15 protein-coding genes are annotated in these 18,051 nt (G+C 66.4%); 6 read left to right on the forward strand and 9 right to left on the reverse strand.

The genetic code is table 11. From position 1 onward, the window contains the following. Window position 1: 1 nt before the first annotated feature. The 5 genes from cysW to PSPA7_RS01770 all read right to left on the reverse strand — a co-directional run bounded on the left by cysW (window position 2) and on the right by PSPA7_RS01770 (window position 5,650). Entirely contained in the window at window positions 2–868 is an 867-nt protein-coding gene (gene cysW / locus PSPA7_RS01750) for a sulfate ABC transporter permease subunit CysW (protein WP_012073915.1), read from the reverse strand. A 10-nt stretch (window positions 869–878) separates the two neighbouring features. Next, entirely contained in the window at window positions 879–1,697 is an 819-nt protein-coding gene (gene cysT / locus PSPA7_RS01755; protein WP_003151763.1) for a sulfate ABC transporter permease subunit CysT, read from the reverse strand. Window positions 1,698–1,854: 157 nt separating this feature from the next. Next, window positions 1,855–2,853, reverse strand: a complete 999-nt coding sequence (locus PSPA7_RS01760) for a sulfate ABC transporter substrate-binding protein (protein ID WP_003151765.1) — start codon at window positions 2,851–2,853, stop codon at window positions 1,855–1,857. A gap of 175 nt (window positions 2,854–3,028) precedes the next feature. Continuing rightward, window positions 3,029–3,211 carry a sulfur starvation response protein OscA gene (gene oscA, locus PSPA7_RS01765; protein WP_003151767.1) on the reverse strand — a complete coding sequence of 61 codons (183 nt, stop codon included), beginning with the start codon at window positions 3,209–3,211 and terminating at the stop codon, window positions 3,029–3,031. Window positions 3,212–3,367: 156 nt separating this feature from the next. Next, entirely contained in the window at window positions 3,368–5,650 is a 2,283-nt protein-coding gene (locus PSPA7_RS01770) for a putative bifunctional diguanylate cyclase/phosphodiesterase (protein WP_012073916.1), read from the reverse strand. A 172-nt stretch (window positions 5,651–5,822) separates the two neighbouring features. Between PSPA7_RS01770 and desA the strand changes: the two genes are divergently transcribed. The 6 genes from desA (at window position 5,823) to PSPA7_RS01800 (ending at window position 13,722) form a co-directional block, all read left to right on the forward strand. Beyond that, window positions 5,823–7,001, forward strand: coding sequence for a delta-9 fatty acid desaturase DesA (gene desA / locus PSPA7_RS01775; RefSeq protein WP_003151768.1), 1,179 nt, complete (start codon window positions 5,823–5,825; stop codon window positions 6,999–7,001). 228 nt (window positions 7,002–7,229) lie between these two features. Next, window positions 7,230–8,615 carry a sodium:solute symporter family protein gene (locus tag PSPA7_RS01780; protein ID WP_012073917.1) on the forward strand — a complete coding sequence of 462 codons (1,386 nt, stop codon included), beginning with the start codon at window positions 7,230–7,232 and terminating at the stop codon, window positions 8,613–8,615. Between the two features lie 54 nt (window positions 8,616–8,669). Further along, window positions 8,670–9,626, forward strand: coding sequence for an agmatinase (gene speB, locus PSPA7_RS01785; protein WP_012073918.1), 957 nt, complete (start codon window positions 8,670–8,672; stop codon window positions 9,624–9,626). 66 nt (window positions 9,627–9,692) lie between these two features. Beyond that, entirely contained in the window at window positions 9,693–10,643 is a 951-nt protein-coding gene (locus PSPA7_RS01790) for a LysR family transcriptional regulator (RefSeq protein WP_012073919.1), read from the forward strand. Window positions 10,644–10,755: 112 nt separating this feature from the next. After that, window positions 10,756–11,727 (forward strand): GGDEF domain-containing protein, encoded by a 972-nt coding sequence (locus PSPA7_RS01795; protein WP_003154582.1) that lies wholly within the window; start codon window positions 10,756–10,758, stop codon window positions 11,725–11,727. A 612-nt stretch (window positions 11,728–12,339) separates the two neighbouring features. Further along, window positions 12,340–13,722, forward strand: a complete 1,383-nt coding sequence (locus PSPA7_RS01800; RefSeq protein WP_003154584.1) for an OprD family porin — start codon at window positions 12,340–12,342, stop codon at window positions 13,720–13,722. A 90-nt stretch (window positions 13,723–13,812) separates the two neighbouring features. On the opposite strand, the gene aguA is transcribed toward PSPA7_RS01800, so the two are convergent. The 4 genes from aguA to PSPA7_RS01820 form a co-directional block, all read right to left on the reverse strand. Beyond that, window positions 13,813–14,919 carry an agmatine deiminase gene (gene aguA / locus PSPA7_RS01805; protein ID WP_012073920.1) on the reverse strand — a complete coding sequence of 369 codons (1,107 nt, stop codon included), beginning with the start codon at window positions 14,917–14,919 and terminating at the stop codon, window positions 13,813–13,815. A 61-nt stretch (window positions 14,920–14,980) separates the two neighbouring features. Next, entirely contained in the window at window positions 14,981–15,859 is an 879-nt protein-coding gene (gene aguB, locus PSPA7_RS01810; RefSeq protein ID WP_003154588.1) for an N-carbamoylputrescine amidase, read from the reverse strand. 191 nt (window positions 15,860–16,050) lie between these two features. Then, window positions 16,051–16,686: a TetR/AcrR family transcriptional regulator gene (locus PSPA7_RS01815; protein WP_003154590.1), complete on the reverse strand. Its 636-nt coding sequence runs from the start codon at window positions 16,684–16,686 to the stop codon at window positions 16,051–16,053. 60 nt (window positions 16,687–16,746) lie between these two features. Beyond that, complete coding sequence (locus PSPA7_RS01820) at window positions 16,747–17,808, reverse strand: polyamine ABC transporter substrate-binding protein (RefSeq protein WP_003154592.1); 1,062 nt, start codon at window positions 17,806–17,808, stop codon at window positions 16,747–16,749. Window positions 17,809–18,051: the final 243 nt, after the last annotated feature.

The raw sequence follows: 18,051 nt of genomic DNA on the forward strand, positions 1-18,051 counted from the left end.
TTCATTCCTCGTCAGCATTGCTTTTCAGTCGGGACATGCGGGATTCGCTCCACTGCTTGAGCAGAAGGATGACCAGCGCCATCAGCAGCAACAGGCTGGCGACGCTGAAGGCGGCGACGTGGTTGTATTCGTTGTAGAGGATCTCGACGTGCAGCGGCAGGGTGTTAGTGACGCCGCGGATGTGCCCGGAGACCACCGACACCGCGCCGAACTCGCCCATCGCTCGCGCGGTGCAGAGCACCACGCCGTAGATCAGGCCCCACTTGATGTTCGGCAGGGTCACGTGCCAGAACATCTGCCAGCCGTTGGCGCCGAGCAGGCGCGCGGCCTCCTCTTCCTGGGTACCCTGTTCCTGCATCAGCGGGATCAGCTCGCGGGCGACGAAGGGCACGGTGACGAAGAGGGTCGCCAGGACGATGCCGGGCACCGCGAAGACGATCTGGATGTCGTGCTCGCTCAGCCATTCGCCGAAGTAGCCCTGGGCGCCGAACAGCAGCACGTAGATCAGGCCGGCGATCACCGGCGAGACCGAGAACGGCAGGTCGATCAGGGTCACCAGGATGCTCTTGCCGCGGAACTCGAACTTGCTCACGCACCAGGCGGCGGCTACGCCGAACAGCAGGTTCAGCGGTACCGAGATGGCCACGGCGAGCAGGGTCAGCTTCAGCGCGGCCAGCGCGTCGGGTTCGAGGATCGCCTCGAAGAACGTGCCGAAGCCCTGCTTCAGCGCCTCGCTCAGCACCACGTAGAGCGGCAGCAGGAGGAACAGGGCGAACACCAGCCAGGCCAGGACGATCAGGGTGAGGCGGCCGCCGGCGTGGCCCCGGCGGGCGCTGGCGGTCGCAGCGGAAATGCTTGCACTGGACATGGCGCCCTCCTTACGGGGTTTCGATGCGGCGCTGCAGCAGGTTGATCAGCAACAGCAGGATGAAGGAAACCACCAGCATCAGCACGCCGATGGCGGTGGCGCCGGTGTAGTCGTACTGGTCCAGCTTGACCATGATCAGCAGCGGCAGGATCTCGGTCTTCATCGGCATGTTGCCGGCGATGAAGATCACCGAACCGTACTCGCCGACGCCACGGGCGAAGGCCAGGGCGAAGCCGGTCAGCCAGGCCGGCAGCAGCGCTGGCACGAGAATGTGGCGGAACACCTGCAGCGGCCGGGCGCCCAGGCAGGCGGCGGCTTCCTCGACTTCCTTGGGAATGTCGGCGAGCACCGGCTGCACCGTGCGGACCACGAACGGCAGGGTCACGAAGGTCAGCGCCAGGGTGATCCCCAGCGGGGTATAGGCGATCTTGAAGCCGAGGTCGCTGGCGAACTGGCCGACCAGGCCGGCCGGCGCGTAGAGCGCGGTGAGGGCGATGCCGGCGACGGCGGTGGGCAGGGCGAACGGCAGGTCGATCATGGCGTCGATGATCTTCCGTCCTGGGAATTCGTAGCGCACCAGGACCCAGGCCAGCAGCGTGCCGATCAGGCCGTTGAGCACGGCGGCGGCGAGCGCGGTGCCGAAGCTCAGCTTGAGCGCGGCGAGCACCCGCGGCGCGCTGACGATGGCCCAGAATTGCTCCCAGCTGAGCTGGGTGGTCTTGAGGAACATGGCCCCCAGCGGGATCAGGACCAGCAGGCTGAGGTACACCAGGGTGTATCCCAGGGTCAGCCCGAAGCCGGGTATGACCGGGGAGATGCGTCGTGACATGTTCTGTCCTTACTCTGCGTTGGAACGCTTGGTGGCTCTCCCGGTGCCGGATCCTTCCGGCCGTGGGCCCGGTACGGGACCGGGCCTGGCGTCCCCTCTCCGTCCGGGAGCGTATGGGAGAAGGGCCGAGGTTCTGGCGACGGACTTGTCGTCGCGCTCATTGCGCCTGGTAGATCTGGTCGAAGATGCCTCCGTCGTTGAAGAACTTCGGTTGCGCCGACTTCCAGCCGCCGAAGTCGGCGTCGACGGTCACCAGGTCGAGCTTCGGGAACTGCGCGGCGAACTCGGCGGCGACCTTCTGGTTGCGCGGCCGGTAGAAATTCTGCGCGGCGATGCGCTGGCCTTCCTCGCTGTACAGGTATTGCAGGTAGGCCTCGGCGACCTTGCGCGTGCCCTTCTTCTCGACCACCTTGTCGACCACCGCGACCGGCGGTTCGGCGAGGATCGAGAGGGAGGGTACGACGATCTCGAAGTTTTCGCCGCCCTGTTCCTTCTTCGCCAGGAACGCCTCGTTCTCCCAGGCCAACAGCACGTCGCCGATCTGGTTGTTGACGAAGGTGATGGTCGAGCCGCGGGCGCCGGTGTCGAGCACCGGTACGTGCCTGTACAGCGCCTGCACGTAGTCCCTGGCCTTCTCGTCGCTGCCGTACTGCTTCTTCGCCCAGGCCCAGGCGGCGAGGAAGTTCCAGCGCGCGCCGCCGGAGGTCTTCGGGTTCGGTGTGATGACTTCCACGCCTTCCTTGGTCAGGTCGCCCCAGTCCTCGATGCCCTTGGGGTTCCCCTTGCGCACCAGGAACACGATGGTCGAGGTATAAGGGGTGCTGTTGTCCGGCAGGCGCGCCTGCCAGTCGGCCGGGAGCAGCTTGCCGAGCTTGTTCAGTTCGTCGATGTCGCCGGCCAGGGCCAGGGTCACCACGTCGGCCTTGAGCCCGTCGATCACCGCGCGGGCCTGCTTGCCGGAGCCGCCATGGGACTGCTGGACGGTCAGGTCCTCGCCACCCTGGGTCTTCCAATGCTCGATGAAGGCAGCGTTGTAGGCCTGGTACAGCTCGCGGGTCGGGTCGTAGGAAACGTTCAGCAGTTGCGTGGCGGCGGCCGCCGGGCCGGATAACAGGGCGCTGGCGAGTGCGGCCAGGGCGAAACGACGAAGGGACATGTGCAGCTCCTGGATGTGCTGATTCGATGGTTCTAGTTGATGTGTTGGCGAAACGACGGAAACACGGGGCGTCAGGCGCGCATTCGCGGCCGACGGCTGCAATACCGGTGCGGATGGGGAATCGAACGGATGTTCATCGCGGGACGCCTCCGGTGGTCCAGTCGGGTCGCGGGCTTCAGGCCTGCTTGACGCTCGGTTGCTGCAGACGGAATTTTTCCTTGCGCTCGATCTGCACCACCTGGCCGTTGTGCACGGTGATCTCGACCGCGCCGAAGCGCAGGCCGCGCAGGGCGCTCTGGATTTCACGCAGGATGGTGGCTTCGTCCTGGCCATCCAGGCTTCTGAGGGTTGCGCTCATGGGTCTCTGCTCCTGTGGCTCGAGGTGCCGCACTGCTCGACGAAGGGGGGCGGCGTGAGCGTATGGTAAGCAGAGCGCAATATTCTTAAAAATACTGTTTAAGAATCTTTATAGGTAAACTGGTTATAAGTCGGCGCGGCGACCGGCCGCCCGCTCTCAGTCTTCCGGCAGCGCCACCGGCGGTGCGTCGAAGCGCAGCGTTTCCGGTGGTTGCGGGCGCCCGTACCAGTAGCCCTGGCCGAAGTCGCAGCCGTGCTCGCGAAGGAACAATGCCTGGTCCTGGTGCTCGATGCCTTCGGCCACCACCCGCAGACCCATGCTCTGGGCCAGGGCGATGATCGCGCGGGCGATCGCCGCGTCATCCACCGCGCCGGGCAGGCCGGCGACGAAGCCCTGGTCGATCTTCAGCTTGTGCACCGGCAGGCGCTTGAGCCGCATCAGCGAGGAATAGCCGGTGCCGAAGTCGTCGATGGCCAGGTTCACGCCGAGGATGCGCAGGCGGCAGAGCAGGTTGAGGGACTGCTCGAAGTCCTCCATCACCGCGCTCTCGGTAACTTCCAGTTCCAGATAGCGTGGTTCCAGGCCGGATTCCTCCAAGGCATTGGCGATCCGCTCCTCCAGGCCGCCGCGGTTGAATAGCCGGCTGGAGACGTTGACCGCGATGAACTCCAGTCCGACGCCTCGGTCCTGCCACTCGCGCATCTGCCGGCAGGCGCGCTTGAGCACCCAGTTGTCCAGCGCGGCGATCAGCCCGCACTCCTCCGCCACCGGGACGAACTCGCCCGGCGGCACCAGGCCGCGCTCGGGATGCTGCCAGCGCACCAGCGACTCGACGCCGACGATCCGCCCACTGGCCAGGTCGTGCACCGGCTGGTAGTGGACGCGCAGCTCGTCGTGGTCCAGCGCGTGGCGCAGCGCCGATTCCACCTGGACGTGGGCGCGAGCCCGGGCGGTCAGTACGCGGGTATAGAAGGCGTAGGCGTTGCGCCCGCTGTCCTTGGCCTGGAACAGCGCGGCGTCGGCGTGCTGCATCAAGTGGTCGACATCGCTGGCGTCCTCCGGGTAGAGGCTGACACCGAGGCTGGCGCTGATATAGATCGGCTGGCAGTGGATGTCGAACGGCGCGTTGAAACCGTCGAGGATGCGCTGCGAGAGACGCGCGACGGCTTCCGGGTCGTCGTTCTCGACGAGAATGGCGAACTCGTCGCCGCCCAGGCGTGACAGCAGGCAGCGTTCGCCGAGCTGGTGCTGCAGGCGCTTGCTGACTTCCTTGAGCAGCATGTCGCCGGTGGTGTGGCCGAGGCTGTCGTTGATGTGCTTGAAATGGTCGAGGTCGATCAGCAGCAGGGCGCCGGCCACCGCCCGGTCCTTGCCGTCCTCCAGCGCCTGCTCGATGCGCTGGCGCAGCAAAACGCGGTTGGGCAGCCCGGTCAGCGAGTCGTGGTGGGCGAGGAAGTCCAACTCGTTCTCCGAGCGCTTGATGCTGCTCAGGTCGGAGAACACCCCGACGTAGTGGGTCAGCTGGCCCTGATCGTTGCGCACCGCGCGGATGTGCAGCCACTGCGGGTAGATCTCGCCGCTCTTGCGACGGTTCCAGATCTCCCCGCTCCACACGTCCTGTTCACGCAGGGCCAGCCACAGGCGCTGGTAGAACGCCTGGTCTTGGCGGCCGGAACGGAGGATCGCCGGGGTCTTGCCGAGCACGTCCTCGGAGCGGTAGCCGGTGATGCGCTCGAAGGAAGGATTGACGTGGACGATCACCGCCTGGGCGTCGGTGACCAGCACACCTTCGCGGGTGCTGTCGAACACCGCCGCGGCCTGGCGCAGGTGGTCTTCCTTGAGCCGCTGCAAGGTGATGTCGCGAGCCACTCCGGTGTAGTGCAGCGGCTTGCCCAGGGCGTCGCGCAGGACCCGGCCGCGCGAGTGGATCCAGCGGTAGTCGCCGTCCTTGTGACGCAGGCGGTAGATGTGGTCGAGGTTGTCGGTCAGGCCCTGCAAGTGGTTGCGGTGGGCCTCCAGCACGGTGGCGAACTCCTCCGGGTGCAGGCGCTTCTTCCAGGTCTCGATGGGGTCGCCGAGCTCCTCCGGCGTCAGCCCCACCAGGGCCGCGTAGCCGGGCGAGACGAACATCCTGCCGGTCACCAGGTCCCAGTCCCAGAGCCCGTCGCGCACTGCCTCCAGGGCCCGGTTCAGACGCTGTTCGCTGCCGTGCAACTCATCGTAGGCCTGGGCCTTGCGGCGGAACTGGCGTACCAGGTAGAGGTACAGGAGCAGGCCGGTGGCGGCGAAGAAGAACAGACGCTTGGCGGTCATCCAGAAGACCAGTTGGTCGTGGTCCTGTACCTGGTTTTGTAACAAATGATCGCTCAGGAAGGCCCAGGCGATGGCGACTGCCAGGTAGGCCAGGCTCAGGCGAAGGGCACTCAGGCGGGGGTTCATGGGATGTTCAGTGGGCAATTATTGGCCGGGCAGTATAAATGATGGCCATCCGGGCCTGTTCATATCTAAAAGAACGGATGGTAATCCCCCGCTGCTTGGTGATAATGCCCCCAGGTTTTGTCAGACAAGGCCCCTCATCACTCCCATACCCCCCCGAGGTTCAGTACCGCCTATGTGGTTCAACGGTTTTCTCGACCTGTCGCCGTGGCAACTGGTGGCAGTTACCCTGGTGCTGACGCATATCACCATCGTCAGCGTGACCGTCTACCTGCATCGCTATTCCGCCCACCGTGCACTCGACCTGCACCCCGCGCTGCAGCACTTCTTCCGTTTCTGGTTGTGGTTGACCACAGGGATGAACACTCGCGAATGGACCGCGATCCACCGTAAGCACCATGCCAAGTGCGAGACCGTCGAGGACCCGCACAGCCCGGTGCACAAGGGCCTGTTCACCGTCCTGCGCGCTGGCGCGGAACTGTACAAGGCCGAGGCGAAGAACCAGGACACCCTGCGCATCTACGGCAAGAACTGCCCGGACGACTGGATCGAGCGCAACCTCTACTCGCGCTTCCCGATCGGCGGCGTGGTGCTGATGGCGCTCATCGACCTGGCCCTGTTCGGTGCCCTCGGCCTGACCGTCTGGGCGGTGCAGATGGCATGGATTCCATTCTGGGCCGCCGGCGTGGTCAACGGCCTCGGCCACGCGGTCGGCTACCGCAACTTCGAATGCCGCGACGCCGCCACCAACCTGGTTCCCTGGGGCATCCTCATCGGCGGCGAAGAGCTGCACAACAACCACCACACCTATCCGAACTCGGCCAAGCTGTCGGTGAAGAAGTGGGAGTTCGACCTGGGCTGGGCCTGGATCAAGCTGTTCAGCTTCCTGCGCCTGGCCAGGGTCGCCCGGGTCGCGCCGATCGCCCACCGGGTCGAAGGCAAGCACAGCCTGGACATGGACACCGCCATGGCGATCCTCAACAACCGCTTCCAGATCATGGCGCAGTACCGCAAGCTGGTGATCGCGCCGCTGGTCAAGCAGGAAGTGGCCAAGGCCGACGAGTCGGTGCGCCATCTGTTCCGCCGCGCCAAGCGCCTGCTGTCGCGCGAGACCAGCCTGCTGCAGGACCGCCACCACGTGCGCATCGACTCGATGCTGGCCCACAGCCAGGCGCTGAAGGTGATCTACGAGAAGCGCCTGGCGTTGCAGCAGATCTGGGCCAAGACCAGCGCCAACGGCCACGACATGCTGGCTGCGATGAAAGACTGGGTGCACGAGGCGGAAGCCAGTGGCATCCAGTCGCTGAAGGAGTTCGCCGCGCAACTGAAGACCTACTCGCTGCGTCCCGCCTGACGCCTGGCGCATCCTCGCGGGTGCGTCAGCCGCCTCTCCAACGCGCCGGCTCCTGCCGGCGCGTTGCGTTTCGGCGTCTCCAGGGCGACATCCCGCCGTTACTTCTCTTCCTCCGCAAGTCGGCTTGCCTGATCCGGGATTCAGCGCGGGCGGCGCCCGGCCTATCTTCGGCGTGCCCCGGCGTTGCGCCGGGCCTCACGCAGAACAACAAGAAGAGGAGCGCGGGCGATGTTGCTGGATTACCTGATCATGCTGGTCTACGCCCTGGCCATGCTGGGCCTGGGCTGGTACGGAATGCGCAAGGCGAGGAGCCAGAGCGACTTCCTCGTCGCCGGACGCCGTCTCGGCCCCGGCCTCTACCTGGGCACCATGGCGGCGGTGGTGCTCGGCGGCGCCTCGACCATCGGCACGGTCAAGCTCGGCTACCAGTTCGGCCTGTCCGGCTTGTGGCTGGTGTTCATGCTCGGCCTGGGGATCATCGTCCTCAGCCTGGTGTTCTCGCGGCAGATCGCGCGCCTGCGGGTATTCACCGTGACCCAGGTGCTGGAACAGCGCTACCAGGCCTCCTCGCGGCTGATCGGCGGGGTGGTGATGGTCGCCTACGACCTGATGGTGGCGGTCACCGCGACCATCGCCATCGGCTCGGTTACCGAGGTGGTCTTCGGTATCCCGCGGATCCCGGCGATCCTCTGCGGAGGCGGGATCGTCATCGTCTATTCGGTGATCGGCGGCATGTGGTCGCTGACCCTCACCGACATCATCCAATTCGTGATCAAGACCATCGGTATCTTCCTCGTCCTGCTGCCACTGTCGATCGACGGCGCCGGCGGCCTGGGGGGCATGCGGGAAGCGCTGCCGGCGGGCTTCTTCGACCTCGGCCAGATCGGCCTGGACACCATCCTCACCTACTTCCTGCTGTATTTCTTCGGCGCGCTGATCGGCCAGGACATCTGGCAGCGGGTGTTCACCGCGCGTAGCGAGACGGTGGTGCGCTACGCCGGGCTCGGCGCCGGGGTCTACTGCATGCTCTATGGCACCGCTTGCGCGTTGATCGGCGCGGCGGCACGGGTGCTGCTGCCGGACCTGGCGGTGCCGGAGAACGCCTACGCCGAGATCACCCGCGAGGTGCTCGCGCCGGGCCTGCGCGGCCTGGTGGTGGCGGCCGCGCTGTCGGCGATCATGTCCACCGCCAGCGGCTGCCTGCTGGCGGCGGCCACCGTGCTGCAGGAAGACATCTACGCGCGTTTCCTGCGCCCCGGAACTACCAGCGACATCCGCCTGAGCCGTTGCATCACCCTGCTGATGGGCGTGGCGATGCTGGCCCTGGCGTGCCTGGTCAACGATGTCATAGCCGCCCTGAGCATCGCCTACAACCTGCTGGTCGGCGGCCTGCTGGTACCCATCGTCGGCGCATTGCTGTGGCGCCGCGCCAGCCCGCAGGGGGCGATCGCCAGCATCGTCGTCGGCTGCCTGGCGGTGGTCGCCTGCATGGCTCGCGACGGCCTGCTCGCCAACTCGCCGATCGTCTACGGCCTGCTGGCCAGCCTGGCGACCTTCGTCGTGGTCAGCCTGGCCACGCGCCCCGCCGCCGGCCTGCGCGCCCAGCCGGAATGATCCATGCGGCGCCGGGCGTCCGGCGCCTTCTTCCCGCCACACGGAGATTCCTTCATGTCCAACGACAATCCGCAGCCCCTCGACGCCGCCGAGATTCCCCGCTTCGCCGGTATCCCGACCTTCATGCGCCTGCCGGCCTTCACCGACCCGGCCGCGGTGCGGGTCGGCCTGATCGGCGTGCCCTGGGACGGCGGCACCACCAACCGCGCCGGCGCCCGCCATGGCCCGCGCGAGGTGCGCAACCTGTCCAGCCTGATGCGCAAGGTGCATCACGTCAGCCGCATCGCGCCCTACGACCTGGTGCGGGTCGGTGACCTCGGCGACGCGCCGGTGAATCCCATCGACCTGCTCGATTCGCTGCGCCGTATCGAAGGTTTCTATCGCCAGGTACATGCCGCCGGCACCCTGCCGCTGTCGATCGGCGGCGACCACCTGGTGACCCTGCCGATCTTTCGCGCCCTGGGTCGCGAGCGGCCGCTGGGCATGGTGCATTTCGATGCGCATTCCGATACCAACGACCGCTACTTCGGCGACAACCCCTACACCCACGGCACGCCGTTCCGCCGGGCCATCGAGGAGGGCCTGCTCGATCCGCGGCGCACGGTGCAGATCGGCATCCGCGGCTCGGTGTATTCGCCGAACGACGACGCTTTCGCCCGCGAATGCGGGATCCGGGTGATCCACATGGAGGAGTTCGTCGAGCTGGGCGTCGAGGCGACCCTGGTCGAAGCGCGACGGGTAGTGGGCGACGGGCCGACCTACGTGAGTTTCGACGTCGACGTGCTCGACCCGGCCTTCGCCCCTGGCACCGGCACCCCGGAGATCGGCGGCATGACCAGCCTCCAGGCCCAGCAACTGGTCCGAGGCCTGCGCGGGCTGGACCTGGTCGGCGCCGACGTGGTCGAGGTCTCGCCGCCGTTCGATGTCGGCGGCGCCACCGCGCTGGTCGGCGCGACCATGATGTTCGAACTGCTCTGCCTGCTCGCCGAGTCGGCCGCGCGAAGCGCCTGACGGCGTTCCGCGGGGTCGGCTTTGGCGCTATAACGGAGAGGGTCCTGGACGCCACGGGAGCGGGGAATGCTGGGCAATCTCAACGACATCGACCTGCGCCTGCTGCGCACCTTCTGCGCCATCGTCGAGGCCGGCGGTTTCACTGCCGCCCAGGCGCGCCTGAACACCAGCCTGTCGCGCCTTAGCGTGCTGGTCCGCGATCTGGAGGTGCGCCTGGGCTATTCCTTGTGCCGGCGCGGCAACGGCGGGTTCCAGCTGACCGAGGAAGGCCAGGAGCTGTACGACGCCGCGCTCGGCCTGTTCAGCGATATCGCCCGTTTCCGCGAACAGGTTCGCGGCCTCGGCGGGCGCGACCGCGAGGCGCTGCACCTGGGCTGCGTCGACGGGGTCATCGGCCAGCACTGCCTGCCCCTGCCGCTGGCCATCCGGTTGTTCCGCCAGCGCGCTCCGGAGGTCCGGCTCAACCTGCACACGCGGCGTCCCGACGAGCTCGAGCACGCGGTGCTGGAGGAACGCCTGCAACTGGCGGTGGGGGCCTTCCATCATCGGCTGTCCGGGCTCTGCTACCAGCCGCTGTTCCGCGAGGAGCAGAACCTCTATTGCGGCCGCGCGCATCCGTTCTTCGCCCGTGCGGACGACGAGCCGACGCTCGACGAGATCTGTGCCGCCGACTACGTCGGGCGCGGCTACATGGCGGAGAACCAGCGACCGCACGACCTGCGTTTTCGCCACGGAATCAACGCCTATACCATGGAGGCCATCGCCACCCTGGTCTTCAGCGGTACCTACATCGGCTACCTGCCGACCCACTACGCCGCCAACTGGGTCGCCGAGGGCCGCATGCGGGCGATCCGTCCCAGCCAGCTGGCCTACGATTCGGAGTTCCACTGCGTCACCCGCCAGGGCCACGACGAACGGCCGACCCTGAGCCTGTTCCTGAGCTCGCTGTTCGAGGCGCAGGAACAGTTGGGCGCGCAGGCACCGGCGAATATGAGCGGCATCGCTCGACAACTGTGACCGGGCGCACTTGCTGAAGGCTTTTCCTGCCGTTCGGCGGGCATTTCCGTATTGCCGCGACCCCTGCGCTAAGTTGGCGGTCGAAGCGGTTCCGCAAGCAGAGCGACGATCCATGGACGATCTACCCAGCATTCCCGAAGACCCCCAGGAGGCCGCGCTGGCCCTGTTGCACAGCCGCGCCGAAGTGGCCCGGCTGAAGGAGCGCGAGCAACTTTTCAGCGCGCTGTTGGCCAGCGTCAATTCGGTACTCTGGGCCTACGACTGGCAGAACCGGCGAATGGTCTACGTCAGCCCCGCCTACGAGAAAATCTTTGGCCGTTCCGCGGCGCTGCTGCTGGCGGACTACGAGGAATGGCGCAACAGCATCTACCCGGACGACCTCGACTATGCCGACAGCAGCCTGCGCCAGGTGCTCGAGCGCGGCGCCGTGGAGCAGCGCGAATACCGCATCGTGCGCGGCGACGGCGAGGTCCGCTGGCTCAACGACAAGTGCTTCGTCAGCCGCCAGGGCGAGGCGGGACTGCCGCTGATGGTGGTCGGCATCGCCGAGGACATCACCGACAAGAAGCGCATGGAGAGCGAGCTGCAACGGCTGGCCACCACCGACGTGCTGACCCAGAGCAGCAACCGTCGCTACTTCTTCGACAGTGCCGAGGCGGCCTTCAAGGAGTGTCGCCGCGAGGGGATACCGTTGGCGTTCCTGCTGCTGGATGTCGATGACTTCAAGAAGATCAACGACCGCTTCGGCCACCAGGTCGGCGACCAGGTCCTCCAGCGTATCGCCCAGAGCGGCAGCGCCGCGCTGCGCCGTGGCGACCTGTTCGGGCGGATCGGCGGCGAGGAGTTCGCCGTGCTGCTGCCCGGCTGCGATGAGCAGACCGCGCGACAGATCGGTGAACGCCTGCAGCGCGAGGTGCAACGCCTGCGCTTCCAGGAGGGCGAGCACAGCTTCGGGATCACCGTCAGCCAGGGCCTGACGGTCCTCCAGGCCGATGACGAGGGGCTCGGCGCCCTCTACAGCCGGGCCGACGCCGCGATGTACTCGGCCAAGCGCCAGGGCAAGGACTGCATCGTGGTGGGCTGAGCAGCGGGCAAACGTTTCCGTTTTGTCGACAGGACCACGGAATACCTCTTTGGGGAGGCGACCGGAAGTCGGCGCTGCGGTAGAATATTCCTTAAAGCTATTAAATGTGAATAATTAATTCTTTTTAGGTTTATTGCGAATATTTTACTGTTTATTACCTACGCGCTATAAAGCGAGGGAAATAACGACTTCTGAAACTTGGCGGTAACTCGCCAGAAAGAAAGCTGTAATAGGCGGTTTTCTGCCGATACCCTTCGGCCCCGTCAGCCGGGAGAAGGGCAGGAAGCCCGAGAGGACGCGAAGGCGGAGCCTGATGGAAAGATTGGCTTACAAATTGCCTTCACTGGCGGTGGGTCGAGACACCCGCCGCACAATAACAAGACACGAGTACGCCCATGCACACGCTTCCGTTCGCTGCCTTCCTGCCTGCTTGCCTGCCCCGTCGTTCCATCGCCGCGGGTTGCGCCGTTTCCTGATCCATCGAATACCGAGTTTCGCGCGCGCCATCTTCCGGGATGGTACGGCGCTCAGTGTTTCAACGACCGGTCGGGCCCACGCGATCCACCTCCCCCGACCGGAAGACAATTAGCAATACCAATGGGGAAAAGACCAATGAAGAGTCGCAAGATCAACAAGTCACGACTGGCTCTGGCCATCACCGCCGGTACCCTCGGTGCCCTGGCGCAGCAGGCGGTCGCCGCCGGTTTCATCGAGGACAGCAAGGCATCGCTGACCCTGCGCAACTTCTACATCAACACCGACAACCGCAATGGCAGCGCCTCGCCGAGCAAGCAGGAAGAGTGGGGCCAGGGCTTCATCCTGAATTACCAGTCGGGCTTCACCCAGGGCACCGTCGGCTTCGGCGTCGACGCGCTGGGCCTGCTCGGCGTGCGCCTGGACGGCGGCGGCCGTGCCGGCAAGAACGGCCTGGACCGGCAGCCGGGCACCGTGTTCCCGCTGGAAAGCGACGGCGAGCCGGTGCACGACTTCGCCAGCCTGGGCCTGACCGCCAAGGCCAAGGTGTCCAACACCGAGTTCCGCTATGGCACCCTGCAGCCGAAGCTGCCGGTGGTCACCTACAACGATGGCCGCCTGCTGCCGGTCACCTTCGAGGGTGGCCAGGTCACCTCGACCGACCTCAAGGACTTCACCCTGGTCGCCGGCCAACTGGAGCATTCCAAGGGCCGCAACTCCACCGACAATCGCAGCCTGAGCATCGCCGGCGCCAACGGCAGCAGCGCCAGTTCGCGCGACAGCAACAAGTTCTACTACGCGGGTGGCGACTACAAGGTCAACAAGGACCTGACCCTGCAGTACTACTACGGCAACCTGGACGACTTCTACAAGCAGCACTTCCTCGGCCTGATCCATAACTGGCAGATCGGCCCGGGCGTCCTGAAGACCGACCTGCGCGCCTTCGACAGCAGCTCCGACGGCAAGAACGGCAGCCGTTCCGGCCGTGCCGACGGCTATGTCAGCAGCGGCTACTACGGCAGCGGCGTGACCAAGGGCGAAGTCGACAACCGCGCCTTCAGCGGTCTCTTCACCTATACCGTCAGCGGCCACAGCATCGGCGCCGGCTACCAGATCCTCAACGGCGACAGCGACTTCCCGTTCCTGAACCGTGGCGATGGCGAAGGTTCCACCGCGTACCTGATCACCGACGTGCAGATCGGCAAGTTCCAGCGTGCCGGCGAGCGCACCTGGCAGGTCCGCTACGGCTACGACTTCGCTACCGTCGGCGTGCCGGGCCTGACCTTCAACACCATTTACCTGAGCGGCGACAAGATCAAGACCGCGCGCGGCGACCAGAGCGAGTGGGAACGCGATATCTCCCTGGCCTACGTGATCCCGGACGGCACCTTCAAGGGCCTGGGCTTCACCTGGAAGAACGCCTCCTTCCGCAGCGGCCTGCCGGCCGCCGGTTCGAGCAACAACCAGCGCGACCAGGACGAGAACCGCCTGATCGTCAGCTACACCCTGCCGCTGCTGTAAGCGCCGGCCGGGCACGAAAAAGCCCGCATCCTCCCGGGGGGACGCGGGCTTTTTCGTTCGGGACACCACCCGGCGTTGCGGGCCGGCCCGTCAGGCCTTGCGTGGCGCCGGTTGCTGCTGGGTGATGCAATGGATGTTGCCGCCGCCGAGGAGGATCTCGCGGCCCGGCACCATCACCACCTCGTGCTCGGGGAACACGCGCTGGAGGATTGCCCTGGCCTCGGCGTCCTTCGGATCGTCGAAGCTCGGCGCGACGATGCCGCCGTTGACGATGAGGAAGTTCACGTAGGAACCGGCCAGGCGGATCGACGGATCGCGCGGCTGGCTGCCCTCGACGATGTCCACCCCGTCGCACTCTTCCTGGGTCGCGTACAGCGGGCCGGGAATCGGCATCTTGTGCACCACCAGCTTGCGGCCCTTGGCGTCGCGGCTTTCTTCCAGGATACGGAGTGCGGCCTGGCAGCGCAGGTAGTTCGGGTCGTCCTGGTCGTCGGTCCAGGCCAGTAGCACCTCGCCGGGACGCACGTAGCAGCAGAAGTTGTCGACGTGGCCGTCGGTCTCGTCGTTGTACAGGCCGTTGGGCAGCCAGATGATGCTGTCCACCGCGAGGTGGTCGCGAAGGATCCCTTCGATCTCCGCCTGGCTCAGGTGCGGGTTGCGGTTGTGGTTGAGCAGGCATTCCTCGGTGGTGATCAGGGTGCCTTCGCCGTCGACATGGATCGAGCCGCCCTCGAGGACGAAGTCGTCGGTGCGGTAGCGGGCGCGCCGCTCGATCTCGAGGATCTTACGCGCCACCTGGTCGTCGCGCTGCCAGGGGAAATACAGGCCGCCTTCGAAGCCGCCCCAGGCATTGAAGCCCCAGTCGACGCCGCGTACATCGCCCTGGTCGTCGATGACGAAGGTCGGTCCGGTATCGCGGACCCAGGCGTCGTCGGTGCTGATCTCCACCACGCGGATGTTGGTGTCGTCGAGGCGCGCGCGGGCATTCTCGTATTGCGCGGCGCTGGCGCAGACGGTGACCGGTTCGAAGCGGGCGATGGCCTTGGCCACCGCGGTGAAGGCCGCCTGCGCCGGCTTGCCGCCGTTGCGCCAGTTGTCCGGACGCTCCGGCCAGACCATCCAGGTCTGCTCGTGGGGTTCCCATTCGGCGGGCATGCGGAAGCCGTCGGCGCGTGGGGTGCTGGTCGGATTGCTCATCGCTGCTCCTGAAATCGTTGCTATGCGCGGCGGACGCCGGCGCGGATCGTTTTCCGAGTCCTCAGGACTCCAGCGAACCGTCCAGGGTCTTCAACGGACCGTAGAGGTTCGGCCGGCGGTCGCGGAACACGCCCCAGGCACTGCGGGTGCGCTCCAGCGCATCGAGGTCGAAGGTGTGGACAAGGATACCTTCCTCGGTGCGGTTCAGCTCCTCGACTTTCTCGCCGAACGGGTCGGCGATGAACGAAGAACCATAGAAGGTGATGTCGTAGCCGTCCTGCTCCTCGCGGCCGATGCGGTTGGAAGCCACCAGCGGCATCAGGTTGGCCCCGGCATGGCCCTGCTGCACGCGCTGCCAGTGATCGCGCGAGCTGATGCTGGCGTCGTGCGGCTCGCTACCGATGGCGGTCGGGTAGAACAGGAGTTCCGCGCCGAGCAGCGCCATGCTGCGCGCCGATTCGGGGAACCACTGGTCCCAGCAGATACCGACGCCGATCCGGGCGTAGCGGGTCTGCCAGACCTTGAAGCCGGTGTCGCCCGGATTGAAGTAGTACTTCTCGTGGTAGCCCGGGCCGTCCGGGATGTGGCTCTTGCGGTAGATTCCCAGATTGCTGCCATCGGCGTCGATGATCGCGATGCTGTTGAAGCGGGCGCGCCCTGCACGTTCGAAGAAGCTGATCGGCAGCACTACCTGCAATTCCCGGGCGAGGGCCTGGAAGTGGGCGATGGCGGCATTCTCCTCGACGGTGGTGGCCAGCTGCAGGTAGTCCGGGTTCGGCTTCTGGCAGAAGTACGGGGTCTCGAACAGTTCCTGGATCAGGATGATCTGCGCACCCCTGGCGGCGGCCTGGCGCACCAGTTTCTCGGCGCGGGCGATGTTCGCCGGGCGATCCCAGGAGCAGGCCATCTGGGTGGCGGCGACGGTGACGTTGCGGGACATGGAACACCTCGTGTGCTGGCTCGGTTGGCTGCCGGGCTTGGTGGCGGCCGGTTGCGGGTCGGGCGGGCGGCAACGGGGTGTCGCGCCCGTTCGAGGAACGGGCGGATTTATATCCGATAAAAATCGGCTAGTGAAGCGGTTTTTTCAAATAAATAAGGTTTTATATTGATTTTAATCGGATAAAAATCTGTTTAAGGTTCACTGCGTTTTTCCAGAAAAGGCGGCAGGTACAGGCCCAGGTAGGCGTCGAAAACCCGCATGCCTTCTTCCGCCAGGCGCGCGTCGATGGTCCCGTGACGCTGTACCGACAACGCGTAGACGCGATCGCCGAGTTCCATGGCCAGGCTGAAGATCTCGATATCGGTCGGCAGCGGTGGCAGCAGGAAATGCCGTTCGAACAGGGCGCGCATGGCCTGGCCGAGTTGCACGTCGTGCTGGCGATCGGCCTGGGTGACTTCGGCCAGGCCGTGGCTGGCGAGAATCAGCTGGCGGGCCGCCGCGTCGCGGGCATAGACCGCTAGCATGCGCTCCTCGACGATCCGCGACAGGTCGCGCCAGCAGCGCAGGCCGGCGTGATCCACCGGCCGTTCGAGGCAGGCGCGGAAGGCGGCGTGGACCTCGCCGGTCAGCCCCTGGAGCAGGGCCGGCACGCTGGGGAAGAAGTGGTAGACCGACGACGGCGGCATTTCCGCGCGTTCGGCCACGCTGTAGATGGACAGGCCGCCGATGCCTTCGTCGGCGAGCAGGCCGCGGGCGGCATCGAGGATCGCGGCGATCCGGGCCTGGCTGCTGGCGCGGGGCTTGCGGGTGGGCGAGGTGGGCTGCATGGCGGGTCTCCGGGCGTGAGCGGCTATTGGACGCCAGCTCACGCGGCCGGGGCAAGCCGCTCAGTGGGCGGCGTCGCGGAATGCCTGCCAGATTTCTCCGAGCACCGGCTGGAGCTTCTCCGGCGGCGTTTCCAGGGCGAACAGGCGGCGGCTGGTGTCGCGGTCCGGGTACAGGCCCGGTTGCTGGCGCAGGGCGGGATCGAGGAAGCCGGCGGCGTCGGCGTTGCCGCTGGGATAGAGGGTGGCGGCGGTGATCTGCGCGGCGACCTGCGGCTGCATCAGGTAGTCGATGAAGCGCAGCGCCTGCTGCGGATGCTGGGCGCTGGCGGGGATCACCAGGTTGTCGATGAACAGCACCGAGCCCTCCTGCGGCACCGTGAAGCTCACCGGCTGGCCGGCCTTGGCCGCGCGCAGGGCATCGCCGACCCAGGCCATCGCCACGCAGAGCCTGCCGCCCTCGAGATCGGCGATGTAGCGTTCGCTGTCGACGTAGCGCAGGTTCGGCCGCAGCCCGTGCAGCGCATCGGCGGCGCGGCGTACCTGGCTCGGCGCGGTGCGACCGAGGTTGCGCCCCTGGTAGTTGAGGAGGATCGCCAGGGTTTCGTCCGGGGCGTCCAGCAGGCTGATGCCGCAGCTCTTCAGGCGCTGGCTCTGGCTGGCGTCGAACAGCAGGCTCCAGCTGTCGGGCAGCGGCCCGCCATAGGCGGCTTCGGCCTGCGGGGTATTGATCGCCAGGCCGACGGCACCCCATAGATAGGGTATGGCGTGGCGGTTGTCGGGGTCGACCGCGGCCAGCTTGCTCAGCAACTGGCGGTCGAGGTGGCTGCGGTTGGGCAGCCGGGCGAAGTCCAGCGGTCGCAGCAGGTTGTCCTTCAGCAGGGCCGGCAGGGTGTCGTGGGAGGGCACGGCGACGTCGATCGGCTCGCCGCTGCGCAACGCCCTGTCCAGTTCCTCGGCGGTGGCGAAGGTGTGGTACTCGACGCGGATGCCGGTGTCCTTCTGGAAGGCCTCGAGCACCTGCGGGTCGATGTAGTCGTTCCAGTTGTAGACGCGCAGGGTTTCCTCGGCCTGGGCCAGCCAGGGCGCGAAAGCGAGGAACAGCAGGACGGAAAGGCGGGGCATGGGGTCTTCTCGCTGGACGGAACGGAGCGGACGATGGTGCCGCAGCCGGAAGGTCGCGGCATTGATGCAGGCCAGCCTCGAGTCTGGCGGGAGGCGTGGCGGCAGGCTGTGCCGTGGCGCACATTTCCCGGTTGCGAGAAAAGGACCGGGGCGGTTTCCCAGACACAGACGCCCCCGCGTTGAGTGTCTGCGAAACCGCCCCGGATTTCGCTGCGTACGGCGCCGGCCCGGGGCCGGCGCGCC

The sequence above is a fragment of the Pseudomonas paraeruginosa PA7 genome, from assembly GCF_000017205.1.
GTDB lineage: Bacteria > Pseudomonadota > Gammaproteobacteria > Pseudomonadales > Pseudomonadaceae > Pseudomonas > Pseudomonas paraeruginosa.